The following is a 22,731-nucleotide window of genomic DNA, read 5'->3' as shown; positions in this document are numbered from 1 at the left end:
GAGAACAAGGAGTTGTTGCCATGACTGTCGTCCAGCGTCTTTCCATCCTCATTGCCGCCGTCATACTGGGTTTGTGCACCTTAGCCGGTGTCGGCCTGTACCAGACCGAAAAGGTCTACACCACCACCAATTACACCAACGTCAATGTCGTGCCCAGCATCTTGTTGCTGGACAAGGGATTTGCATCGCTGGCGCTACTGCGCACCCAGTTGTGGCAATACATTTTGCTGACCGACCCCGCGAAAATCACGGAATGGGAAGGCAAGATGAGCAACAATGCGCGAAGCGTGGAGGCGGCCTTGACGGAATATGGGCGCACCATGGTGTCAGACGACAAGGATAAGGCGTTGCTGGCGGCGGACAAGGCCGGTTTTGATGATTATGAAGGCGTGCGCGCCCGTGCCATGGCGCTGGCCCGCTCCGGCAAAGTCAACGAGGCGCGCGACCTGATCTTGCAGAACCAGGCGCTGCTGGCCAAAGTGTGGGATGCGTTCGAGGCGCACCGCCAATACAACGCGGACAACGGGAAAAAATCCGCAGAGGACGCCGCGGCCGCGAAATCCAGCGCCATCATGCAAGCGATCGTGATCGGTCTCGTGACCCTGCTGCTGGTGATCGGTATCGGCATGTACATCATCCGTTCGCTGATGCGCCAATTAGGCGGTGAACCGGCTTATGCGGCAAAAATCGTGGAAGAAGTCGCACACGGCAATTACGCGGTGGACGTGAAATTACGCGAAGGCGATCAAAGCAGCTTGCTGTATTCGATGAAAACCATGGTCGACAACTTGCTGGCGCAAATCGGCGGCGAGCCGAAATATGCGGCGGGTATCGTGCAGGAAGTCGCGAAAGGAAATTACGACATCGACGTGCGGCTGCGCGATGGCGACAAGAGCAGCTTGCTGTATTCGATGAAGCAGATGGTGGACCAGTTGCTGGCGCAAATCGGCGGCGAGCCGTCCTACGCGGCCGGCGTCGTGCATCAGGTAGCGCAAGGCAATTTTGCGGTGGACGTAAAACTGCGTCCCGGTGACCAGTCGTCGCTGCTGTATTCGATGAAGCACATGGTCGATAAATTGCTGGAGCAAATTGGCGGCGAACCTGCCTATGCGACGCGCATCGTCAGTGAAGTGGCGAAGGGCGACTTGACGGTGCAAGTACAGCTGCGTCCGGGTGACCAGCTCAGCCTGCTGTACGCGATGAAAAACATGGTGGACAAGCTGGCGTCCGTGCTGGGTGAAGTCAGTACCGGCGCCGTGTCGCTGGCCAACGCGTCCGAGGAAATTTCCGCCACGGCGCAATCGCTGTCGCAAGCCGCATCGGAGCAGGCGGCTGGCGTGGAAGAAACCAGTGCATCGATCGAAGAAATGACGGCATCGATTGCACAAAATACGGAAAACGCAAAAGTTACGGATTCCATGGCGGGCAAGGCGTCCAGCGAAGCGGCGGAGGGTGGTTCCGCCGTGAGGTCCACGGTGGAAGCCATGACGCAAATTGCGAAGAAGATTTCCATCATCGATGACATCGCTTATCAAACCAATTTGCTGGCGCTGAACGCGGCCATTGAGGCGGCGCGGGCCGGCGAACATGGGAAAGGCTTTGCCGTGGTGGCGGCGGAAGTGCGCAAGCTGGCCGAGCGCAGCCAGGTGGCGGCACAGGAAATTTCCGAAGTGGCGGGCAGCAGCGTTGACTTGGCGCAAAAAGCCGGCAAGCTGCTCGATGAAATGGTGCCGTCGATTAAGCGCACGTCGGACCTGGTGCAGGAAATCACGGCCGCGTCGGAAGAACAGTCTGCCGGCGTGGCGCAAATCAATTCCGCCATCAGCCAGTTGAGCCAGACCACGCAACAAAATGCATCCAGTTCGGAAGAGCTGGCTGCCACGGCGGAAGAGATGAGTGGCCAGGCAGAACAGTTGCAGCAGGCTGTGTCGTTCTTCCGCGTGGCCGGCAATATCCAGCGCCGCGAGCCGCAGCGCAAGGCGGGTGCTGCGCCGGCGCGCCATATACGGCCTATGTCGGCGCTGCGAATCAGCGACAGCGAAGCGGATGGCACTGAATCCAATTTTGTGAAGTTTTAAGCCGGGTTGTGGGGAGTGCATGATGGACTTCAGCAAAATGAAAGTAGGCACCCGTCTGGCGATGGGCTTTGGTGTCGTCCTGATCTTGCTGGTGCTGGTGGCGCTGCTGGGCGTCCGCAGCATGGCGACAATCCAGACCCGGCTGGACAACATTGCGCTGGTCAATAATGTTGAAGCTGGGCTGGCGTCGGACATGCTGCTGATGACGCAAGACAAAGCCATTGCAGTGCGCAACGTCGTACTGCTGACGGAGCTGGCGGATATGCAGCCGGAAAACGAACGCTTAAAAAAAGGAACGCAAAAGTTTGCCGAGGCCGAGGCGAAGCTGAGCAAGATGTTCGAAACGCAGGCCGATACGTCAGCGGAAGAAAAAGCCATGCTGGCCAAGATCAAATCGCTCGACGGCGTCGTCACGCCAATGCTGGACAAGGTTGCAGCGCTGGGGCTGGCCAACAAGAACGATGAAGCAACGGCGATGCTGATGAAAGAAGTGCGCCCCCCGCAGCGGCAGTTGCAAAACGCATTGCGGGAATTGGTTGATTTTGAAAACAAGCTGAACCTGGCGGCCGCGGACGATGCCCGCAAGGCGTACGAAAGCGCCCGTACCCAGGCAGTGGTGCTGGCCTTGCTGGCGCTGGCGGCCGGTGTGGTCACGGCATGGCTGATCACCCGCAAATTGCTGGCACAACTGGGCGGTGAGCCCGATTATGCCGCCAATGTCGTCCACCAGGTGGCGCAGGGTAACTTTGCGGTGGATGTGCAATTGCGGCCAGGAGACCAGGGCAGCCTGCTGTATTCGATGCGTCAAATGGTGGACAAGTTGCTGGCGCAGATCGGTGGCGAGCCAGCCTATGCGGCAAAGATCGTCAGCGACGTGGCGCAGGGCGATTTGACGGTGGAGGTGCAATTGCGTCCTGGCGATCAGTCCAGCCTGCTGTTTGCCATGAAAACCATGGTGGACAAGCTGGCGTCGGTCTTGACGGAAGTGGCCAGCGGCGCCGTATCGCTGGCCAACGCGTCGGAGGAAGTCAGCGCCACGGCGCAATCGCTGTCGCAGGCTGCGTCGGAGCAGGCGGCCGGTGTCGAAGAAACCAGTGCGTCGGTGGAAGAAATGACGGCATCGATTTCACAAAATACGGAAAACGCGAAGGTGACGGATTCCATGGCGGGCAAGGCTGCCACGGAAGCGGCCGAAGGCGGCTCGGCAGTGAGATCCACGGTGGAAGCCATGACGCAGATCGCGAAGAAGATCGGCATCATTGACGATATCGCGTATCAAACCAACTTACTGGCGCTCAATGCCGCCATTGAAGCGGCGCGCGCTGGTGAACATGGCAAGGGTTTTGCCGTGGTAGCGGCCGAAGTGCGCAAGCTGGCGGAACGCTCGCAGGTGGCGGCGCAGGAAATTTCAGAAGTGGCATCGTCCAGCGTGGAGCTGGCGCAAAAGGCAGGCAAGCTGCTCGATGAAATGGTGCCGTCCATTAAACGCACGTCGGACCTCGTGCAGGAAATCACGGCCGCGTCGCAAGAGCAATCATCCGGTGTGGCGCAAATTAATTCCGCCATTAGCCAGCTTAGCCAGACCACGCAGCAAAACGCATCCAGTTCGGAAGAGCTGGCGGCGACCGCTGAAGAAATGAGCGGGCAAGCCGAGCAATTGCAGCAAGCGGTGTCGTTCTTCCGTGTGGGTGGCAGTGCGCAACGACAAGTGTCTTCCGGCCGTCGGCCACAGCGGGCCAAGGTCGTCAAAGGCCAACAATCCAGAGGGGGGGAAGTGGACGCGGAGGCTGACCGTTTTGTGCGTTTTTAACTGAAGTCCGGCATGCCACGCGCGGCCGGACGCCTGGGAGGGGAGAGCGATGTTGAATAACCTGACTGTCCGAGCCAAGCTGGTTGCATTGATCAGCGTAAGCTTGCTGGCCCTGTTTCTCGTGATGGGCGTCGGCATTTATGGCATGAAAAAAGATGCCGAGTCACTTTCCGATATCGGCAAGGACAAATTGCCATCGGTGTTGAACTTAATGACGATTCAGACCGACCAGGGCGCGCTGCGGTCGGCCAACCGTGTGATAGACAGTATTGCTGCCTATCCAGCGGAAATGGGGGAAATCGAACGCCAGCTTAAACGCAAGAAAGAGTTCTGGGCCGAGGCGGAAAAAGCATGGAAAATCTATGATGCCTTGCCCCGCGATACGGAAGAAGAAAAACTGTGGAAGCAATTCGTCAAGGATTGGAACGAATGGAAAGTGCTCGATCAAAAAATCGATGCGATGGCGGAAGAGATCGTCAAGGCGCCGGAAGATAAGCGCGATGACATGTTCAAGGCCATGCACAAAGCCTTGTTCGCATTGCGCACGCAATTCCTGGCGGCGGAAGCCGGCATCGACAAGCTGGTGGAATTGAACCAGAAAGCCAGCGATGAATCGGTCCAGTTGGCCGATGAAACGTCCAGGCGGTCGCTGACGCTGATGTACACGTTTGCCACGCTGTCGCTGCTGGGGCTGGTATCGCTGGGCTATGCCATCTTGCGCGGCATTTTGCGGCAGCTCGGTGGCGAACCGGCATATGCGGCCGGCATCGTGCATGAAGTCGCGCAAGGCAATTTTGCCGTTGATGTGAAATTGCAGCATGGCGACCAGTCATCGCTGCTGTATTCGATGAAGCAAATGGTAGAAAAGTTGCTGGCGCAAATCGGCGGCGAACCGGCGTATGCGGCAAAAATCGTCAGTGAAGTGGCCAGGGGGGATTTGACGGTGCAAGTGCAGTTGCGTCCGGGTGACCAGTCCAGCCTGCTGTTTGCCATGAAAACCATGGTCGATAAATTGGCGTCCGTGTTGACGGAAGTGTCCAGCGGCGCTGTATCGCTGGCCAATGCGTCGGAAGAGATTTCCGCTACCGCGCAATCGCTGTCGCAGGCCGCATCGGAACAGGCGGCCGGCGTGGAAGAAACCAGTGCATCGATTGAAGAAATGACGGCGTCGATTTCGCAAAATACGGAAAACGCGAAGGTGACCGATTCCATGGCAGGCAAGGCTGCCACGGAAGCGGCGGAAGGCGGCTCGGCCGTGAAGTCCACCGTGGAAGCCATGACGCAAATCGCCAAGAAGATTTCCATTATTGACGACATCGCGTATCAAACCAATTTGCTGGCGCTGAACGCGGCCATTGAAGCAGCGCGTGCCGGTGAACATGGCAAAGGCTTCGCTGTCGTGGCGGCCGAAGTGCGCAAGCTGGCGGAACGCTCGCAGGTGGCGGCACAGGAAATTTCCGAAGTGGCCACGTCCAGCGTGGACCTGGCGCAAAAGGCGGGCAAGCTGCTCGATGAAATGGTGCCGTCGATTAAACGCACGTCGGACCTCGTGCAGGAAATTACGGCAGCGTCGGAAGAGCAATCGTCCGGCGTGGCGCAAATCAATTCCGCGATTGGCCAGTTGAGCCAGACCACGCAGCAAAACGCGTCCAGCTCGGAAGAGCTGGCGGCGACGGCTGAGGAAATGAGCGGGCAGGCCGAACAGCTGCAGCAAGCGGTGGCCTTCTTCCGCGTCAATGGGGCGGAAGTGCGGCGCGCTACATTCCGCAAAGAGGCAGCAGCCGTTAAGACCAAGCGCCCGGCTGTACGCCAGCGACAGACCGACGACGAAGAAGAGGTGGATGACGCCAGCTTCGTGCGCTTCTGATTGACACCCGGCCGGGCGGCGCGGCTTGCACGCGCCGCCCGGATCGCCTAGCATGGCTTCCTTTTGGAACTGCCATGGCCATCACCATCTATCACAACAATGCATGCAGCAATTCGCGCGGCGCGCTGGCGCTGATCCGCGAAGCCGGTATCGAGCCGGAAATCATTGAATACCTGACTAATCCGCCCACCCGCGAGCAGCTGGTCGCTTTGATCAAGGCGGCCGGCCTGACGGCGCGTGGCGCCATGCGCGACAAGGGCGAGTTGTATGAACAGTTGAACCTGGCCGATCCGTCGCTGTCCGACGATGCGCTGATCGATGCCATGATGGCGCACCCGGCGCTGATCAACCGGCCATTCGTCGTGACGGAGAAAGGCGTGCGCCTGTGCCGCCCGCCGGAAACGGTGAAAGAGATCCTGTAAAAACAAACGGCGCCACATCGGCGCCGTTGTTGATTGGAGCAGGGCTTGCTTAGTGGTTGCGGTCCAGCGCAAAGCGCGCCAGTTGCAGCAGCGCGGTTTTGTACTGGTTTTCTGGCAAGTCTTGCACGGCGTCCAGGGCGCGCTGGCCGGCTTCTTCGGCAGCACGGCGCGTGTAATCCAGGGCGCCGCTGTTGGTGATGGCGGACAGGATGGCGTCGAAATGCTGTTCATCGCCATTTTCAATGCACGAACGCACCAGTTCGCGCTGTTCCGCCGTGCCATGTTTCATCAGCCAGATCAGCGGCAACGTTGGTTTGCCTTCACGCAGGTCGTCACCCACGTTCTTGCCGATTTCCGCCGCGTCGCCCGTGTAATCAAGCACGTCGTCGATCAGCTGGAACGCCGTGCCCAGCGAGCGGCCATATTCGCCGGCCGCGGCGATTTGCGCGTCGTTGGCGCCGGCCACCAGCGCACCCAGTTCGGCCGCCGCTTCAAACAGCTTGGCGGTTTTCGAACGGATCACTTGCAGGTAGCGCTCTTCCGTCACGTCCGGATCGTGCATGTTCAGCAATTGCAGCACTTCGCCTTCCGCGATCACGTTGGTGGCGTCCGACAGGATGCTCATCACACGCATGGAGTTGAGCGAGACCATCATCTGGAAGGCGCGCGAATACAGGAAGTCGCCCACCAGCACGGAAGCGGCATTGCCGAACAGCGCATTGGCCGTGGCGCGGCCGCGGCGCAGCGACGATTCATCGACCACGTCGTCGTGCAGCAGCGTGGCCGTGTGAATGAATTCCACGACAGCAGCCAGCTCATGGTGCGCCACGCCCTGGTATGAATAGGCATTCGCCATCAGCAAGACGAGGACAGGGCGGATGCGCTTGCCGCCAGCGCTGATGATGTATTCCGCAATCTGGTTAACCAGCGGCACGTCGGAGTGCAGGCGCTGGCGGATCACCACATTGACCGCTTCCATGTCGGGCGCGATGGTCTGGATGATGGTGTTTTGGTTGGCGTGTTGGGTAGCGGCAGACAAGGCAAACCTGCAAAGAATATGAGTTAATGGTGCCTGATACCGCAGGGGCCAGGTACCTATGTTGTTCAGTGGTGCCGATACGCAAGGTGCCAGGTACCACTGACTAAAGTGCCGCGATTATACGTCAAGGCAGTTGCTGCTGGCGATCAGGGGAACCTGCAGGCAGCAGTCTGGCTCCAGGGGCCCTGTTGGCGACATACCATGGCAATGGGAATTTTGGAATAGTCTTTGACGCAAATTTTCAATCTGTGTATAATCGCAGGTTCTCCCCGTTGTAAATCGCCTTGCATGCAGTTTGTTTGGCCATGCGCGGAGGAGGTTTTTTCAACATTTGATGAGGTTTCAAATCATGTACGCGGTCATAAAAACCGGTGGCAAACAGTACAAAGTTGTCGCTGGCGAAAAACTCAAAGTAGAACAGATACCTGCTGACATCGGTTCCGAACTCACCATCGATCAAGTTCTCGCGGTAGGCGCGGGCGAAGCCATTAAGTTCGGCACGCCACTGGTCGCAGGTGCAACGGTTCAAGTGAAAGTGGTTTCCCACGGTCGTCACGACAAAGTGCGTATCTTCAAGATGCGTCGTCGTAAGCACTACCAGAAACACCAGGGTCACCGTCAGAACTACACGGAAATCCAGATCGTTTCGATCAACGGCTAATCTGCCTATTTTTTAACCATTAAGTCATATTTAGGAGTATCTAAATGGCACACAAAAAAGGCGGCGGTACTACCCGCAACGGCCGTGACTCGGAATCAAAACGCCTGGGCGTTAAAGTGTACGGCGGCCAAACCATCAATGCTGGCGGCATCATCATCCGTCAACGCGGCACCCCGGTTTCGGCTGGCGTGGGCGTAGGCACCGGCAAAGACCACACCCTGTTCGCCCTGGTGGACGGCGTGGTGAAGTTCGTGACCAAGGGTCCGGACAACAAGAAGTACGTTACCGTCGTAGCTGCCTAATTTAGTGGTACCTGACACCTTTGGTATCAGGCACCATTAATTAAAAATGCACTACAAGGTCGCAAAGTAAGGCGCAAGCCTTCGATCGAAAGGCTCTGCCATCGGTAGGGCCTTTTTTAATTTAAGGCGGGCAAATCATGAAGTTTATCGACGAAGCACGAATTGAAGTTATTGCCGGTTCCGGCGGTAATGGTTGCGCATCTTTCTGCCGGGAGAAATTCCGTCCATTCGGCGGTCCGGACGGCGGCGACGGCGGCAAAGGCGGCTCGATCTGGGCCGTGGCGGACCGTAACGTCAACACGCTGGTTGACTACCGTTTTTCGAAAGTGCACCGCGCGCAGAATGGCGAAGCGGGCCGTGGCTCGGATTGCTATGGCAAGGGCGCAGAAGATGTCTTCCTGCGTATGCCGGTCGGCACCCTGATCATTGACGAAGTCAACGGCGACATCATTGCCGACTTGACGGAGCATGGCCAGATGGAAATGCTGGCGCAAGGCGGCGAGGGCGGCTGGGGCAACATTCACTTCAAAACGTCGACGAACCGTGCTCCGCGCCAGAAAACCGAAGGCCGCGAAGGCCAGCGCCGCGAATTGCGCCTGGAATTGAAAGTCCTGGCGGACGTCGGCTTGCTGGGCATGCCGAACGCAGGCAAGTCCACGTTTATTACGGCCGTGTCGAATGCACGTCCGAAAATCGCAGATTACCCATTCACGACCTTGCATCCGAACCTGGGTGTGGTGCGTGTGTCGCACGAAAAGAGCTTCGTGATTGCCGACATTCCCGGCCTGATCGAAGGCGCGGCGGAAGGCGCCGGCCTGGGCCACCAGTTCCTGCGCCACTTGTCGCGCACGGGCCTGCTGCTGCACATCGTTGACCTGGCGCCGTTCGAAGCCACGGTGGATCCGGTCAAGGAAGCCAAAGCGCTGGTCAAGGAATTGAAGAAGTACGATCCTGCGCTGGCGGACAAGCCGCGCTGGCTGGTGCTGAACAAGCTGGACGTGATTCCGGAAGACGAGCGCAAACAGCGTGTCAAAGACTTCGTCAAGAAGTTCGGCCACAAAGGCCCTGTGTTTGAAATTTCCGCGTTGAGCCATGAAGGCACGCAAGACCTGGTCAATGAAATTTACAAGCACCTGGAAGCCAAGCGCCACGCGGAACAGCGCAGCGAAGAAACCCAGATGACGGAAGAAGCGCGCGGCATCTCGTCGATCGATCCGAACGACCCCCGCTTTAAAGTGTTGGAATAATCTTCCAACAACTCTGCAACACCGGCATAATCCGCTAAGCGCTGATTTGCCTTCCCCCACGAGCATCGGCCCGCCAACCGCGGGCCGCGTGCCGACTGCGGCAAGCTGGGTCACCCACACCCTTCAAATCAAGCATGGTTACCCCCGCGCGCATCTGTCATGCGCTGCCGATTGATTAGAGAACTGCCGCACAATGAATTCCGTCATACAGAAAGCCACCCGCGTCATCATCAAAGTGGGTTCATCCCTGGTCACCAATGATGGCCGCGGGCTGGACCATGCCGCCATTGCCCGCTGGGCGGCCCAAATCGCGTCGCTGCGCGCGCTGGGCAAGGAAGTTGTCCTCGTGTCGTCCGGCGCCATTGCCGAAGGCATGCTGCGCCTGGGCTTTGAAAAGCGCCCCACCGATATCCATGAATTGCAGGCGTGCGCCGCAGTCGGCCAAATGGGCCTGGCGCAAATCTATGAAACCAGTTTCCGCGCACACCAGATCGGTACCGCGCAAGTGCTGCTGACGCACGCTGATTTGGCGGACCGCGAACGCTATTTGAACGCGCGCTCGACCCTGACCACGTTGCTGCGCATGGGCGTGGTGCCGATCATTAACGAGAACGACACGGTGGTCACCGATGAAATCAAATTCGGCGACAACGATACCTTGGGCGCGCTGGTGGCGAATTTGATTGAAGCCGATGCGCTGATCATCTTGACGGACCAGCGCGGCTTGTACAGTGCCGATCCGCGCAAGGATCCGCAAGCGTACCTGATCACGCATGGCCGCGCCGGCGATGAAGCGCTGGAAGCCATGGCGGGCGGCGCCGGTTCGTCGCTGGGCCGCGGCGGCATGCTGACCAAGATCCTGGCCGCGAAACGCGCCGCGAAGTCCGGCGCGCATACGGTGATTGCGTTTGGCCGCGAAGACAATGTGCTGGTGCGGCTGGCCGGCGGTGAAGCCATCGGCACGGAATTGTCGGCGCAGACGGGCCACCTGACGGCGCGCAAGCAGTGGATGGCTGATCACTTGCATACGGCGGGGCAAGTGGTGCTCGATGCGGGCGCCGTGCAAAAGTTGAAGATGGATGGCAAGTCGCTGTTGCCGATCGGCGTGGTGGAAGTCAAAGGCGAGTTTGGCCGCGGCGCCGTCATCACGTGCATCGCGGAAGATGGCACGGCCGTCGCGCGCGGCATGTCGAATTACACCAGTGCGGAAACGCGCAAGATCATGCGCCGGCCATCGAGTGAAATCGAAGGCATCCTGGGGTTCAAGGAAGGGCAGGAGCTGGTGCACCGGGACAATATGGTCTTGCTCTAAGTAATACTGTTGCAGGAAATGTTTTCAATTTAGATAATTTCTTTCTAGACATCTCCGTTTTCGCATGATTGAATCATATGCCGCATGGCGCTGCGCTACACGCAGGACCATGCGGCATTTCTTTCATCAGGCCCATCAGGCCGAATCCGGAGACCCCATGCGTTTGCAGCCGCTTGCACTGACCCTTGCCATTTCCCTCGCTTATGGCGCCCCCGCACCGGCTGTTGCCGCCACTGAGCAGCAGCCGTCCACCGCTGCCGCACCGGCAGCCGCTGCCAAAGCCACTAAGCTGGGCACGGTTGAAGGCATCACGGAATACAAGCTGCCCAACGGTATGCGGATCTTGCTCGCGCCGGATGATTCGAAACCGACCACCACGGTCAACATCACGTACCAGGTGGGCAGCCGCCACGAAAATTATGGCGAGACCGGCATGGCCCACTTGCTGGAGCACATGGTGTTCAAGGAAACCGCCAACCGGGGCCCGATCTTCCAGGAACTGGGCAAGCGCGGTATGGACTTCAACGGCCGTACCTTCATGGACCACACCGATTATTTCGAGACGTTCGCCGCGTCGGAAGAAAACCTGGCCTGGGCCTTGTCAATGGAAGCGGACCGCATGGTCAATAGCGTGATCGCGAAGACGGAACTCGATAAAGAGTTTTCCGTGGTCCGCAATGAAATGGAAAGGGACGAGAACGATCCACGCCGCGTGCTGTGGAGGCAATTGGCTGCCGTCACCTATGATTGGCACAACTATGGCAAGAGCACGATCGGCGCCCGCAGCGACGTGGAAAACGTCAAGATTGATAACTTGCACGCGTTCTACCGCAAGTACTACCAGCCGGACAATGCCGTGCTGGTGGTCACGGGCAAATTCGACCCGGCCAAAACGCTGGCGCTAATTGAAAAGAATTTCGGTCCGATCGCCAAGCCGGCCCGCGTACTGGAGCCGACGTATACACAGGACGCGCCGCGTGACGGCGCCCGCGAACTGACGGTCAAGCGCGTCAGTGACACGCAACTGGTCGCCGCGTTATATCCCACTGCCGCTGGCGCCCATGCTGATAGCGCTGCGGTAGCCGCGCTGGGTGAAATTTTGGGGAATACCCCGAATGGCCGCCTGCACAAAAGTATGGTCGAAGCCAAGAAAGCTGTCGGTACCGAAACATGGAACCTGGAGCTGGCGGAGCCTGGCTATATCGTGTTCTGGGCTGAATTGTCGAAAGCCCAGTCGATGGGCGATGCGCGCAAACTGTTGCTGGAACAGATTGAAGGCTTTGCCAGGAAGCCTGTGACGGAAGCGGAACTGGCGCGCGCCAAGGCAGCGATGCTGGCCAGAATGGATAAGACCATCAACGACGCGCAGCGCTTGGCCGTGCAACTGTCCGAATCGATCTGCAAGGGCGACTGGCGTTTGTTATTCCTGCGGCGTGACCGCATCGAAGCGCTGACGGTGGCGGACGTGCAGGCTGCGGCAGTGAACTATTTCAAGGAAACCAACCGCACCTTCGGCCAGTTTGTGCCGATCAAGGAAGTTGACCGTACCGTCATCCCTGCCACGCCGGACGCCGCCAAACTGGTGGCGGATTACAAAGGCCGCGCTGCCGTGGCGGAAGGCGAAGTGTTTGACGTCAGCCCGGCCAACATCGACCAGCGCACGGTGCGCAGCACGCTGCCTAACGGCATGAAGCTGGCGCTGGTGCCGAAGAAGACGCGCGCCAATGCTGTCAATGGCCATATTGTGCTGGAATTCGGTGACGAAAAATCCCTGTTTGGCCACCTGGCCGACGCGGACATGGCGTCGGACATGCTGTTGCGTGGCGCCGGCAAGTTGAGCCGTGCCGATATTTCCACGCAGCTGGACCAGCTCAAGGCCAAGGTGCGCATCACGCAGACGGGCCAGACCGTTGACATTCACTTTAATACGGTACGCAAGAACTTGCCGCAACTGCTGGGCCTGTTGAAAGATGTGCTGCGTGCGCCGACGTTCCCGCAAGCGGAATTTGAACAACTGCGCAGCGAGAACGTGACGCAGCTGGAAGCTGACCGCAACGAGCCGCAAGCCATTGGTCCGCGCGTGCTGGACGCCGCGTTTAACCAGTACAAGAAGGGCGACATCCGTTACCGCGGCACGCTTGACGAGATGGTGCAGATGTATCAACAGGCAAAACTGGCTGACGTGAAAAAGTTTTACGACACCATGTACGGCGGCAATAACGGCAGCGTGTCGCTGGTGGGTGACTTCGACGCGGCGGAAGTGCAAGAGCAATTCAAAGCCATGTTCGGCAACTGGAACAGCAAGGCCAAATATGTGCGCCTGCCCAATCCCGCGCCGGCGGCCAAGGCTGGCGTGCAGCAACTGGAAACCGTGGACAAGGCCAATGCCTTTTATACGGCGGCGCTGCCGATTGCCATGCAAGACAATGCGTCGGACTATGCCGCGATGCTGGTGGTGAACCGTGTACTCGGCGATGATACACAATCGCGCCTGAATGTGCGCCTGCGCCAGCAAGATGGCTTGAGCTACGGTGTTGGCAGCCAGTTCAAAGCATCGGCATTTGAGCCCAATGGCCAAGTCGTGCTGTATGCCATCTATGCGCCGCAAAACCTGGACAAGCTGAAGCGGGGCTTCAACGAAGAGTTGACGCGCATGCTGACGGATGGCATGACGGAACAGGAATTGACGGACGCAAAAAATGGCTTGATGCAGCAGCACCAGACCACGCGCGCGCAAGATGGTGCGATGGCGGCAGTGCAGACGTATAACTTGCGAGCCAACCGTACCATGGCGTATTACGGCAATGTCGATGCGGCGATCCAGGCATTGACCTTGGACCAGGTGAACGGCGTGCTGCGCAAGTACATTGACCCGAGCAAGCTGTACCACGTGTATGCGGGGGACTTCGCCACTGCAGCGAAGAAGGCAGCTGTGGGCGGTGCGGCGCCGGTGGCCGGCAAGTAAGGAAAATGGCCCGCACGCAGCGGGCCATTTTTTCAAGCGTTGGCGGGCGCCGGCGTCTTTTGCTTGAAGTCGCACAAGTCTGCGATGAGGCAGTTCCAGCACTTCGGCGTGCGCGCCACGCACGTATAGCGGCCGTGCAGGATCAGCCAGTGGTGCGCATCTTGTAAAAATTCCTTCGGCACGAATTTCAACAGCTTTTGTTCGACGATATCGACGTTCTTGCCGGGCGCCAGGCCCGTGCGGTTCGACACGCGGAAGATGTGCGTATCGACTGCCATCGTCGGTTCGCCAAACGCGGTATTGAGCACGACATTGGCGGTCTTGCGTCCCACGCCAGGCAAGGCTTCCAGCGATTCGCGGTCGCGCGGTACTTCACCGCCGTGCTGGTCGATCAGGATCTGGCACGTGGCCAAGACATTCTTTGCCTTGGTCTTGTACAGGCCGATGGTCTGGATATAGCTCATCAACTCATCCAGCCCCAGGTCCAGCATGGCTTGCGGCGTATTCGCGACCGGATACAGGCGGCGCGTGGCTTTATTGACGCCGACGTCCGTCGCCTGTGCCGACAGCAGCACGGCAATCAGCAATTCAAATGGCGTCGTGTATTCCAGTTCAGTCTTGGGATGCGGATTGGCTTCCCGGAAGCGGGAAAAAATTTCGTAGCGTTTCTCGTTATTCATCGGTCTTGTTTTTGGCAGCTGCGGCTTCGGCTTCTTTCTTCAGGCGTGTGCGTTCCATGGCGGCGGCAATGATCGCGCGCTTGCGCTCTTTCTCGGCGGCTTCCGCATCGTTTTCAGGCGTGATGGCTTCCACGGCCTTCAGCTTGTCGCGCGCCTTGGCGGCCAGCCGCGCATCGTTTTCTTCCTTGTCCCGCTTCAGGCGGAACAGGCGGAAGTCGTGGCGCTCGCGCGCCGCATCGGCCGCTGCCTGCGGCCACGCCTGCCAGCCCGTGGTTTCCGTCACGGGATACATGACGATGCAATCGACCGGGCAGGGCGCCAGGCACAAGTCGCAGCCCGTGCACAGCGATGGCACGATGGTGTGCATGTGCTTGGCCGCACCAACAATGGCATCGACCGGGCAAGCCTGGATGCACAGCGTGCAGCCGATGCACAGCGATTCATCAATGTACGCAATGGCACGGGGGCGCTCAACGCCGTTGACGGGATTCAGTGGAATGACGGGATAGCCCGTCACGCGCGACAGGCGCGCGATGCCTTCCGCGCCGCCGGGGGGACACTGGTTGATGCCGGCAGTGCCGGCGGCAATGGCTTCCGCATAAGGGCGGCAGCCGGAATAGCCGCATTTTGTGCATTGCGTTTGCGGCAGGGCGTCTTCAATGCGGTCTGCTAAGGATGAAGTCACGTTGACGTCGTTTGTAACAGTAAAGCCACATTATCCGCCATCTGCAGCCTCCGGGGCGCGAAAATCCTGCTTTGAAAGTGTCTAATTTTGCAATTAGTTTGGCGGCAAGACGGATTTATGGGAGCATATTCGGATTCGCTGAAATTGCCGCATCAAATGAAGAACGTTTTAAGGAAGTGGCGGCTGCTGGGCGCGCTGCTGCTGGCGGCGCCAGCCTGGGCCGCACCCAATGCAAAGGTGCACTTCGCCTCCAATGAGTGGCCGCCTTTTGTCTCCAGTACTTTGCCATCGAACGGCATGGCGGGTTCACTGCTGGCTTCCGTATATGAACGTATGGGGATGGAAGCGCAGATCGAATATTTTCCGTGGAAGCGCACGATGGAGCTGGGACTCAATGATCCCCGCTACGCAGGGTTCCTGGCCGTGTGGCGCACACCGGAGCGGGAAAAAGTGTGCCACTTTTCAAATTCCATCGGTAATACCGTGACGGTACTGGCGTATTTGAAAGACGCCCCGGTGCAGCCGGCCACGCTGGCGGATTTGCAGGGCATCCGAATCGGCACGGTGGCGGGTTACACCAATGGCGAACAGTTCGATGCGATGGCCGCAGCCGGTGTGCTGCATACGGAAGAGGCATACAGCGATGAACTGAACTTGCGCAAGCTGTTAACGAAGCGCTTTCCCGTGATGGTGATTGAAAAGCGCGTGCTGCGCCATTTATTGACCAGCGACCGTTTTACGCGGGAAGAGCGGGAGCGTATCGGCGTGGCCGAAGGCTTGTTCCGCGAGCGTTCGATCCACGTGTGCTTTAAGCGCACCGCGCAAGGGCTGGCGCAGCAGCGGGCCTTCAACGATGCCTTGCGCGACATGGATTTGCAAAAAGCAGAGCGGGATTATTGGCGGCGCATCGGCGTGGAACTGGCCAGGGCGCACACGCGCACTTTGCAGCAGCCGTGATGGCGAAAAAAATCCCGGCAGTGCCGGGATGTTTGCTTTAGCTGTGCTTGCGGATGAATTCGCCGATTTTCGGGCAAATCATTTCACGCCAGCGGCGGCCGGAGAAAATGCCATAGTGGCCGGCGCCCGGCGCTACGAAGTCTTGCTGCATGTCGGCAGGAATATTGCAGCACAGTTCGTGGGCGGCTTGCGTCTGGCCAGCGCCAGAAATGTCATCCAGTTCGCCTTCCACCGTGAACAGCGCCACATTGGTGATGTCTTGCGGACGCACCAGCTGGCCGCCGACTTTCCACGTGCCTTGCGGCAGCGCGAAGTCCTGGAACACCGTCTTGATGGTGTCGAGATAGTACTCGGCCGGCATGTCCAGCACGGCGTTGTATTCGTCGTAGAACTTGCGGTGGCTTTCCGCGTTCTCGTCGTCGCCCTTCACCAGGTGCATGTAGAACTCGCGGTGGCTCTGCGCGTGGCGGCCCGGATTCATGGCAATGAAACCAGCGTGCTGCAGGAAGCCTGGATACACTTTGCGGCCAAAGCCTGGGTAGTTCGGCGGCACGGAATAAATCACCGTGTTTTCAAACCACGAGAATTTCTTTTCCGTCGCCAGGTTGTTTACCGACGTCGGCGATTTGCGCGGATCGATCGGGCCGCCCATCATCGTCATGGTTTTCGGCAGTTTCGGATCCTTGGCCGTGGCCATCAGCGAAATGGCCGCCAGTACCGGCACGGTCGGCTGGCACACGGAAATCACGTGCAAGTCCGGGCCCAGGTGGCGGATAAAGTCTTGTACGTAGTAGATATAGTCGTCCAGGTGGAACGGGCCCGCCGACGCCGGCACCATGCGTGCATCGGTCCAGTCGGTGATATAGACGTCATGCTCTTGCAGCAGGGCGGAAACCGTATCGCGCAGCAAGGTCGAATGGTGGCCGGACAGTGGTGCGACCAGCAAGATCGTCGGCTGCTTCAGCGCCTGGATTTCCTTGTCGCTCAAGTCTTTTTTGAAGTGAATCAGGCGGCAAAACGGCTTGGTGATGACGACATGCTCGATGATGCCCACGTTGTTGCCGTTGACGGTAACGCTATCAATCTCAAAAGCCGGTTTTTCGTAATCTTTGCCCAAACGGTACATCAGTTCGTAGCCTGCTGCGATCCGCTGGGAAAACGGCGTGTGCGCCAGCGGAGAGACGGGATTGCTGAACAGTTTTGCAGACGCATCCGCCCACTGCATCAGAGGCGTCAAGAACGTGCGTTGCATTTCATGCAGTTGGTAAAGCATAGTTATTCCCGGTCGTTATCTCGGTGCCAAGTTTAAATGTCAAGCTTGAACTGCCACCGAATTGATCAAAATCATGAGCTCATTATAGGGTATTTGTACATGACGTAAAGCACTTTGCGGTAACTGGTGGAAAGGTTGCTCGCCCGTAAGGATAGTCTTGTAAAAGTCCGACTGAGCCCGTCCTGATGGAAACGATAATACTGGAAGACCTACAAGAAAAGCAGTGTTTCGGCTGCTTTTGTGTAGGACGGTTCCGAGATGTGGTGTAGGCCGGACACTGCGGATTTCCACAGTTGCGCGATGCACAAACTTGGTGAGTGATTCTCATGCCAACCGGCTTCTTATGCGATTTCTCGCATTTTGCTCCCGCAAAAAAATACAGCCCCGCATATGGCGGGGCTGTATCTTATAAATAATACAGAACCTGGGTTATTTCACCAGCAATTTCAGCTTGTCTTTTACGTCGCGGAAATTATCGGCATCCGGCAGCGCAGCCTTGGTCTTGGTAATCGAAGGCCAGTTGCGGGACAAATCAGCATTAATCTTGATGAATTGCTGCTGGTCGGCCGGGGTATCTTCTTCAGCGAAAATTGCGTTGACCGGGCATTCTGCTACGCACACGGCGCAATCGATGCATTCGTCTGGATCGATCGCCAGGAAGTTCGGGCCTTCACGGAAGCAATCCACCGGGCACACATCCACGCAATCGGTAAACTTACAGCTAATGCAGGATTCGGTAACTACGTGGGTCATAACAGTCCTTATAGATGATTTGCGGCGCCATGGTGCTGCAAAACTGCCAATACACCTACAGCAAAGCTCTGATTTTAAGGCAATTTGCACGTGAGAACAATTCGCCCTTATATACAATCCACATAAGCAAATTCGGCCGGGCCGCGTTCGGCGGGCCGCTTTCGGAGGGCGGCCCGCCGCCACGCACAATCAAGCGTGGTTGCGGGCCGCGTAGTGTTGCTGGCACCAGGACGCGAGGGCTTTGCGCTCTTCATCCAGCACATCTTCCAGCTCGAAATACTCGGCATGGTTCATGGTGCCGCAACAGCTGCGCCGGTCTTGCAGCGTGCCGCTGTCGGCTTCGATGTCCAGTGTGCGGGCATCTTCCGCCACCTGGACCTGGCGCAGCGTGAAGCGCTGGCGGATGAATTCCCGGTATTGCGGCGGTTTGCCGTCACTGACGGCGAATTGCGCCATATGGCTGGCCACATGGGCAAATGTGGCGCCAAAATCGGGCGCGGCAATCAGCGAGCGCAACACAAGGCCGCACAGGTATTCGCCCGTGCGGTACAGCAGCGCGGCATCGTCAATCAGGCCGGGGCGCCGTTCAAAGGCAAAGATATCGGCCAGGATGTCGTAAATGGCGCCGGTAAATACCTGGGAAATCGCGTGCACTTCATTGCCCGCTTCCGCCAGCGTTAAATCGTTGTCGGCATTGCGCAAGCCGTTGGGCCGGCCCAATGCAAGGCCGAATTGTTCCGCCATGTCAGCCAGGAAGGTTTTGTCGTGCAAATCCGCCTTGGTTTGCGCTATGACGGCTTCAGCCTGGTCCAGTTGCGACAGCGCGAGGAAAATTGCCGTCAAATCGCCAAACGATTCGTGCAGGCCGCCTGTTTGCGGTGGATTGCGGCGCAGCAGCCAGCGCGGTTTCAAGCCATCGAGCACCGCATGGCCGGTTTCGTGGGCCACGATATCGAACGAACGGCACGTGTACAGGCGGCTGGTTTCGCCGCTGGGAATGAAATCGCCAAATTTCAGCGCCCGTTCTTCGCGGCTGTAATACGCATTCATCACGTCGGGCAAGCCGTGCGGGAAGACTTTGATGGGATCCGTATTGCGCTGTGAATTCCACTGCCACGGCAATTGCGCCGGTGTGCCGCTGGACGCCAGCGCGCGCTGGTACAGGCTCAACGTCTGGCGCACGACAGCAAACGTATGTACGGCATCGAACTGTTCCGTATCGGGCGGCAAGATAAAGTCGCCGAAGGCATTCGGACTGACGGGCGCAATGCCGGGCGCGCCGCTGGCAATGCGGGCGTCGCGCGGCCCGGCCAGGATGACGCCAGGCAAAAATGCTTTACGGGTGCCTAGTTCGGTCACGGATGGATCTTGTTTCCAGATTAAGACCCGTGCCCCGGCTGGCGCCAATGCGGCTTCGCTGCCGTGGCGGGGGCGCCCAGGCTGCTGGGTCAGCTGGGCGGCTTTGCGGTGGATGCGGTAGGGGGCGGACGGCGTGGGGACGTAACTGACAGGCAGCGTGACCGGTGTTTCACACAGGGGTACGAGGACTTCGGATTTCATGGCTCCTCCGGGGCGATCGCGCAAGCGGCATGCCGGCGCGGGAAATGCCATGGTCGCTCCGCCTGCGCCGGTGTTGCTTGCGCGTGCGCAAAGCCTGTTGCCGGTTTCCATGGAATTGACAGCGGGCGTAGAATGATTCGCAGCGGCAAGCTGGCCCTGTACAATGGCGCCCGCTAAATGAGGAGAGAGGTAATGCCCAACGTACACATCGTCCAGGAACACACCTTGACGCCAAAAAAAGCCCGGGAAGCGGCGGAAAAAGTCGCCGTCAAGCTGGCGGAAGAATTTGAAATGGAATATGCATGGGATGGCGACGTGCTGAACTTCGAACGCAGCGGCGTCAGCGGCACGCTGACCCTGACCAGGCATAAAGCGGAAATGCTGATCAAGCTGGGATTCTTGTTTGGCGCGTTTGCGCCAGTGATCGAAGCGAAAGCGTCGGAGAAAATGAAGAAAATTTTCAGCGGCGCCAAATAAAGCAAAGGGCGGGTTCCATCGGACCCGCCCTTTTTGTTTTAGCCTTTCAGTTCTTCGATCAAGTCGATGTACTGTTGTTGCGCATCTTCTTTTGCCGTGCCTTTCAGGTTGGCCCATGCGTCGTATTTGGCGCGGCCGACCATGTCGGTGAAGCCTGGGCGGGAACCTTCGACGTCGCCGGTGGAACCTTGCTTGTACAGTGCGTAGATTTTCAGCAGGGTCATGTTGTCCGGACGCTCCGGCAGGTTTTTCGAATCGGCCATTGCTTGGTCGAATTGTTCTTGCAGGCTCATGTGTCCTTCTCCTCGTGCTAGAGTGATGTCACTAAAGAAACTTTGCGCACGTCTGTGCGATAACGAGATAATACAATTCTATAATCGGTACGCCCAACTGGAACTATAGAGGAGAAGCTCGAATGTTGTCGAAAGCGTTGTCGGCCCTGGGCCGGAGAAAAATGTCCGCGGTCGACACGGCCTGGCTGCGCATGGATTCTGACAGCAACCAGATGATGATCGTTGGCGTGGCCATGATGGCGCAGCCGATCGCGCCGGAAGGGTTGAAGGAAGCGCTGGAAACCCGTTTCCTGGCCTACCGCCGCTTCCGCAGCCGCGCAGTGACGGATCTGGCGGGCTCCTGGTGGGAAGAGCAGGAAGTCGACCTCGATGACCACGTGATCCATACCCGTATCGAAGGCCATAACGGCACGTCCAACAAACCCGCGCTGCAGGCGCTGGTAGGGCAGCTGTCGCAACAGCCGCTGGACCCTGATAAACCCCTGTGGCAAATGCATCTGGTCGACAATTGCATCGGCGAAGACGGCAAGGTGCGGCAAGCGCTGATCGTGCGCATCCACCACTGCATCGCCGATGGCGTGGCGCTGGTGCGCGTTTTCATGTCGATGTTTGGCCAGCATCCGGATGAGGCGCCGAAAGCTGTCGGCAAGGCGGCGCGGGAAGAAGCGGAAGCCAATCCCTGGGACCAGATCCTGTCGCCGATCACGGCCACCAGCGTCAAGGCCATTGATTTGTCGTCGACCATGTTCGTGAAATCCATGTCGATGTGGGCGGACGTCGACAAAATGGCGGAGCGCCTGGCCACGTATGGCCAGACGGCGGCGCAATTGACGACGGATGCAGTCAAGCTGACGACCATGGCGGACGACAGCCATACGCTGTTCAAGGGCAAGCCCAATGGCAGGAAGCACGTGTCGTGGAGCGAACCGCTGCCGCTGTCTGAAGTCAAAACCATCAGCAAGGCGTACGGCTGTTCCGTCAACGATATCCTGATGTCGGCCGTGGCCGGTGCGTTGCGCGGCTATTTGCTGTCGGCCGATGGCTTTGTTGCGAATGACTGCGAAGTCCGGGTGATGGTGCCCGTCAATTTGCGCAAGGAGAGCCCGCGCCAAAAGCTGGGCAATGCATTCGGGCTGGTGCCGCTGGTGCTGCCGGTCGGCATGGAAGACCCGGTGGCGCGCCTGGCGGAAGTGCAAAAACGCATGAATGAATTGAAGGGCAGCTATACGGCGCTGGTGGCGATGTCCGTGCTGGGTGTGCTGGGGGCGTCGCCCAAGCAGGTGCAAAACGAAATCCAGAACTTCTTTGCCCGCAAGGCGACGGCCGTGATGAGCAATGTGCCGGGGCCGCAGACGCCGCTGTACCTGGCCGGCAGCCAGCTGGACCAGATCATGTTCTGGGTGCCGCAATCGGGCGATATCGGCGTCGGCGTATCGATTTTGTCTTACAACGGCGGGGTGCAGTTCGGCATCGTGACGGATGATGCGCTGGTGCGCGACCCGGACAATGTGATTGCCCGCTTTGCGCCCGAGTTTGAAAAACTCGTGCTGTTGGCGCTGATGGACGGCTGCCCGTAAAGAAAAAAGCGGCGGTTCAAAACAGGGCGCGGCGCCCTTGCCTTGAACCGCCGCTTCCAAAGAAGCGATTGTCGATTACTTCTTCTTAGGCGGGTTCACTGCTGCTTTCAGCGTAGCGCCAGCCGAGAATTTCGGGGTTTTCGACGCTGCGATTTTGATCGCTTCGCCGGTTGCCGGGTTGCGGCCTTTGCGGGCAGCGCGCTTGGCGACGGAGAAGGTGCCGAAGCCGGTGATGCCAACCGTATCGCCTTTTTTCAGGCGCTCGGTAATGATGGCAATCAGGGTGTTCACTGCATCGTTGGCGGCAGCGCCGGACAGTTCGGTGCGCTTAGCAAATTCTGCGATCAGTTCGCCTTTTTTCATTACTACCTCCTTGGTTAATAGAGCGCGCAGATTAGCACAGAATTATTGCCGGATGTGATTTTCCTTGATGAGAATTTGTGGAAGTAAGCCATACACCATATGGCTTGCGATGATTTTGCACCACGCTGATACATATGCACGCTGCACCTTAGTCTCACACCGGGTTATTATCGAAGGTAGCGAGGAAATACACATGGGCTTTTCCGATGACATCCTGATGGCGTATGCGGGCGGCAGCCTGGACCAGGCGACCCGTGCTCAAATCGAGTCCGCCATGGAGCGCGACGCCGTGCTGGCGCAGCGCGTGGCGGCTTACCAGGCGCAATTGCGGCGCCAGGCGCAACCGCGCGCGGCCGTGCCCAGGCGGGGCGCCACTGTCGTGCAACTGGCGGCCGTCAGGGCGACGCGGG

The 22,731-nt window shown here is 58.5% G+C and carries 21 protein-coding genes; 13 read left to right on the top strand and 8 right to left on the bottom strand.

All coding sequences use genetic code 11. The features are described 5' to 3' along the window. Nucleotides 1-20: 20 nt before the first annotated feature. The 4 genes from GM668_RS06615 (at nucleotide 21) to arsC (ending at nucleotide 6,177) form a co-directional block, all read left to right on the top strand. Complete coding sequence (locus tag GM668_RS06615) at nucleotides 21-2,078, top strand: HAMP domain-containing methyl-accepting chemotaxis protein (protein ID WP_155438174.1); 2,058 nt, start codon at nucleotides 21-23, stop codon at nucleotides 2,076-2,078. 19 nt (nucleotides 2,079-2,097) lie between these two features. Next, nucleotides 2,098-3,888, top strand: a complete 1,791-nt coding sequence (locus GM668_RS06610; RefSeq protein ID WP_229499013.1) for a methyl-accepting chemotaxis protein — start codon at nucleotides 2,098-2,100, stop codon at nucleotides 3,886-3,888. 49 nt (nucleotides 3,889-3,937) lie between these two features. After that, entirely contained in the window at nucleotides 3,938-5,755 is a 1,818-nt protein-coding gene (locus GM668_RS06605; protein WP_155438173.1) for a HAMP domain-containing methyl-accepting chemotaxis protein, read from the top strand. Nucleotides 5,756-5,829: 74 nt separating this feature from the next. Next, nucleotides 5,830-6,177 carry an arsenate reductase (glutaredoxin) gene (gene arsC, locus GM668_RS06600; protein ID WP_155438172.1) on the top strand — a complete coding sequence of 116 codons (348 nt, stop codon included), beginning with the start codon at nucleotides 5,830-5,832 and terminating at the stop codon, nucleotides 6,175-6,177. A 49-nt stretch (nucleotides 6,178-6,226) separates the two neighbouring features. Here the strand turns inward: arsC and ispB are convergent, their stop codons facing one another. Next, nucleotides 6,227-7,216, bottom strand: coding sequence for an octaprenyl diphosphate synthase (gene ispB / locus GM668_RS06595; RefSeq protein ID WP_155438171.1), 990 nt, complete (start codon nucleotides 7,214-7,216; stop codon nucleotides 6,227-6,229). 349 nt (nucleotides 7,217-7,565) lie between these two features. Here ispB and rplU point away from each other — a divergent pair, with 349 nt between their 5' ends. The 5 genes from rplU (at nucleotide 7,566) to GM668_RS06570 (ending at nucleotide 13,703) form a co-directional block, all read left to right on the top strand. Further along, entirely contained in the window at nucleotides 7,566-7,877 is a 312-nt protein-coding gene (rplU, locus tag GM668_RS06590; protein WP_155438170.1) for a 50S ribosomal protein L21, read from the top strand. A gap of 44 nt (nucleotides 7,878-7,921) precedes the next feature. Continuing rightward, entirely contained in the window at nucleotides 7,922-8,179 is a 258-nt protein-coding gene (gene rpmA, locus GM668_RS06585) for a 50S ribosomal protein L27 (protein WP_155438169.1), read from the top strand. Nucleotides 8,180-8,316: 137 nt separating this feature from the next. Continuing rightward, on the top strand, nucleotides 8,317-9,426 hold the full coding sequence (obgE, locus tag GM668_RS06580; RefSeq protein ID WP_155438168.1) for a GTPase ObgE: 1,110 nt from the start codon (nucleotides 8,317-8,319) through the stop codon (nucleotides 9,424-9,426). Nucleotides 9,427-9,619: 193 nt separating this feature from the next. Beyond that, nucleotides 9,620-10,738, top strand: a complete 1,119-nt coding sequence (gene proB, locus GM668_RS06575) for a glutamate 5-kinase (RefSeq protein WP_155438167.1) — start codon at nucleotides 9,620-9,622, stop codon at nucleotides 10,736-10,738. 157 nt (nucleotides 10,739-10,895) lie between these two features. Beyond that, the gene (locus GM668_RS06570) at nucleotides 10,896-13,703 is read left to right on the top strand and encodes a M16 family metallopeptidase (RefSeq protein WP_155438166.1); all 2,808 of its coding nucleotides are present in this window, start codon (nucleotides 10,896-10,898) and stop codon (nucleotides 13,701-13,703) included. A gap of 32 nt (nucleotides 13,704-13,735) precedes the next feature. Here GM668_RS06570 and nth read toward each other — a convergent pair whose 3' ends face one another. Further along, nucleotides 13,736-14,383, bottom strand: coding sequence for an endonuclease III (nth, locus tag GM668_RS06565; protein WP_155438165.1), 648 nt, complete (start codon nucleotides 14,381-14,383; stop codon nucleotides 13,736-13,738). Further along, nucleotides 14,376-15,068: an electron transport complex subunit RsxB gene (rsxB, locus tag GM668_RS06560; RefSeq protein WP_170305525.1), complete on the bottom strand. Its 693-nt coding sequence runs from the start codon at nucleotides 15,066-15,068 to the stop codon at nucleotides 14,376-14,378. Before rsxB ends, nth begins: the two co-directional genes overlap by 8 nt. 156 nt (nucleotides 15,069-15,224) lie before the next feature. Here rsxB and GM668_RS06555 point away from each other — a divergent pair, with 156 nt between their 5' ends. Continuing rightward, nucleotides 15,225-16,025 (top strand): substrate-binding periplasmic protein, encoded by an 801-nt coding sequence (locus tag GM668_RS06555; protein ID WP_155438164.1) that lies wholly within the window; start codon nucleotides 15,225-15,227, stop codon nucleotides 16,023-16,025. Nucleotides 16,026-16,062: 37 nt separating this feature from the next. Here the strand turns inward: GM668_RS06555 and GM668_RS06550 are convergent, their stop codons facing one another. The 3 genes from GM668_RS06550 to GM668_RS06540 all read right to left on the bottom strand — a co-directional run bounded on the left by GM668_RS06550 (nucleotide 16,063) and on the right by GM668_RS06540 (nucleotide 19,611). After that, complete coding sequence (locus tag GM668_RS06550; RefSeq protein WP_155438163.1) at nucleotides 16,063-17,298, bottom strand: polyhydroxyalkanoate depolymerase; 1,236 nt, start codon at nucleotides 17,296-17,298, stop codon at nucleotides 16,063-16,065. A 429-nt stretch (nucleotides 17,299-17,727) separates the two neighbouring features. Then, nucleotides 17,728-18,051, bottom strand: a complete 324-nt coding sequence (gene fdxA / locus GM668_RS06545; protein ID WP_155438162.1) for a ferredoxin FdxA — start codon at nucleotides 18,049-18,051, stop codon at nucleotides 17,728-17,730. Between the two features lie 189 nt (nucleotides 18,052-18,240). Beyond that, nucleotides 18,241-19,611, bottom strand: a complete 1,371-nt coding sequence (locus GM668_RS06540) for a gluzincin family metallopeptidase (protein ID WP_155438161.1) — start codon at nucleotides 19,609-19,611, stop codon at nucleotides 18,241-18,243. A gap of 192 nt (nucleotides 19,612-19,803) precedes the next feature. Between GM668_RS06540 and GM668_RS06535 the strand changes: the two genes are divergently transcribed. Continuing rightward, complete coding sequence (locus tag GM668_RS06535; protein ID WP_155438160.1) at nucleotides 19,804-20,088, top strand: polyhydroxyalkanoic acid system family protein; 285 nt, start codon at nucleotides 19,804-19,806, stop codon at nucleotides 20,086-20,088. A gap of 38 nt (nucleotides 20,089-20,126) precedes the next feature. Here the strand turns inward: GM668_RS06535 and GM668_RS06530 are convergent, their stop codons facing one another. After that, nucleotides 20,127-20,381: an acyl-CoA-binding protein gene (locus GM668_RS06530; protein ID WP_155438159.1), complete on the bottom strand. Its 255-nt coding sequence runs from the start codon at nucleotides 20,379-20,381 to the stop codon at nucleotides 20,127-20,129. A gap of 122 nt (nucleotides 20,382-20,503) precedes the next feature. Between GM668_RS06530 and GM668_RS06525 the strand changes: the two genes are divergently transcribed. After that, nucleotides 20,504-21,958 carry a wax ester/triacylglycerol synthase family O-acyltransferase gene (locus tag GM668_RS06525; protein WP_229499011.1) on the top strand — a complete coding sequence of 485 codons (1,455 nt, stop codon included), beginning with the start codon at nucleotides 20,504-20,506 and terminating at the stop codon, nucleotides 21,956-21,958. A gap of 75 nt (nucleotides 21,959-22,033) precedes the next feature. Here the strand turns inward: GM668_RS06525 and GM668_RS06520 are convergent, their stop codons facing one another. Beyond that, nucleotides 22,034-22,321 carry an HU family DNA-binding protein gene (locus GM668_RS06520; protein WP_154379740.1) on the bottom strand — a complete coding sequence of 96 codons (288 nt, stop codon included), beginning with the start codon at nucleotides 22,319-22,321 and terminating at the stop codon, nucleotides 22,034-22,036. Nucleotides 22,322-22,514: 193 nt separating this feature from the next. On the opposite strand from GM668_RS06520, the gene GM668_RS06515 reads away from it, so the two are divergent. After that, nucleotides 22,515-22,731 (top strand): anti-sigma factor (locus GM668_RS06515; RefSeq protein WP_503826573.1); only part of this gene is annotated, 217 nt, incomplete at its 3' end.

The organism is Pseudoduganella ginsengisoli, from assembly GCF_009720865.1.
Taxonomy (GTDB): domain Bacteria; phylum Pseudomonadota; class Gammaproteobacteria; order Burkholderiales; family Burkholderiaceae_D; genus Rugamonas; species Rugamonas ginsengisoli.
This window is presented reverse-complemented; position numbering and strand designations above follow the sequence as displayed.

Coding starts and splice junctions, on each gene's coding strand:
- GM668_RS06615 (WP_155438174.1), top strand. CDS start 21: ATGACTGTCGTCCAGCGTCTTTCCATCCTCATTGCCGCCGTCATACTG.
- GM668_RS06610 (WP_229499013.1), top strand. CDS start 2,098: ATGATGGACTTCAGCAAAATGAAAGTAGGCACCCGTCTGGCGATGGGC.
- GM668_RS06605 (WP_155438173.1), top strand. CDS start 3,938: ATGTTGAATAACCTGACTGTCCGAGCCAAGCTGGTTGCATTGATCAGC.
- arsC (WP_155438172.1), top strand. CDS start 5,830: ATGGCCATCACCATCTATCACAACAATGCATGCAGCAATTCGCGCGGC.
- rplU (WP_155438170.1), top strand. CDS start 7,566: ATGTACGCGGTCATAAAAACCGGTGGCAAACAGTACAAAGTTGTCGCT.
- rpmA (WP_155438169.1), top strand. CDS start 7,922: ATGGCACACAAAAAAGGCGGCGGTACTACCCGCAACGGCCGTGACTCG.
- obgE (WP_155438168.1), top strand. CDS start 8,317: ATGAAGTTTATCGACGAAGCACGAATTGAAGTTATTGCCGGTTCCGGC.
- proB (WP_155438167.1), top strand. CDS start 9,620: ATGAATTCCGTCATACAGAAAGCCACCCGCGTCATCATCAAAGTGGGT.
- GM668_RS06570 (WP_155438166.1), top strand. CDS start 10,896: ATGCGTTTGCAGCCGCTTGCACTGACCCTTGCCATTTCCCTCGCTTAT.
- nth (WP_155438165.1), bottom strand. CDS start 14,383: ATGAATAACGAGAAACGCTACGAAATTTTTTCCCGCTTCCGGGAAGCC.
- GM668_RS06555 (WP_155438164.1), top strand. CDS start 15,225: ATGAAGAACGTTTTAAGGAAGTGGCGGCTGCTGGGCGCGCTGCTGCTG.
- GM668_RS06550 (WP_155438163.1), bottom strand. CDS start 17,298: ATGCTTTACCAACTGCATGAAATGCAACGCACGTTCTTGACGCCTCTG.
- fdxA (WP_155438162.1), bottom strand. CDS start 18,051: ATGACCCACGTAGTTACCGAATCCTGCATTAGCTGTAAGTTTACCGAT.
- GM668_RS06540 (WP_155438161.1), bottom strand. CDS start 19,611: ATGAAATCCGAAGTCCTCGTACCCCTGTGTGAAACACCGGTCACGCTG.
- GM668_RS06535 (WP_155438160.1), top strand. CDS start 19,804: ATGCCCAACGTACACATCGTCCAGGAACACACCTTGACGCCAAAAAAA.
- GM668_RS06530 (WP_155438159.1), bottom strand. CDS start 20,381: ATGAGCCTGCAAGAACAATTCGACCAAGCAATGGCCGATTCGAAAAAC.
- GM668_RS06525 (WP_229499011.1), top strand. CDS start 20,504: ATGTTGTCGAAAGCGTTGTCGGCCCTGGGCCGGAGAAAAATGTCCGCG.
- GM668_RS06520 (WP_154379740.1), bottom strand. CDS start 22,321: ATGAAAAAAGGCGAACTGATCGCAGAATTTGCTAAGCGCACCGAACTG.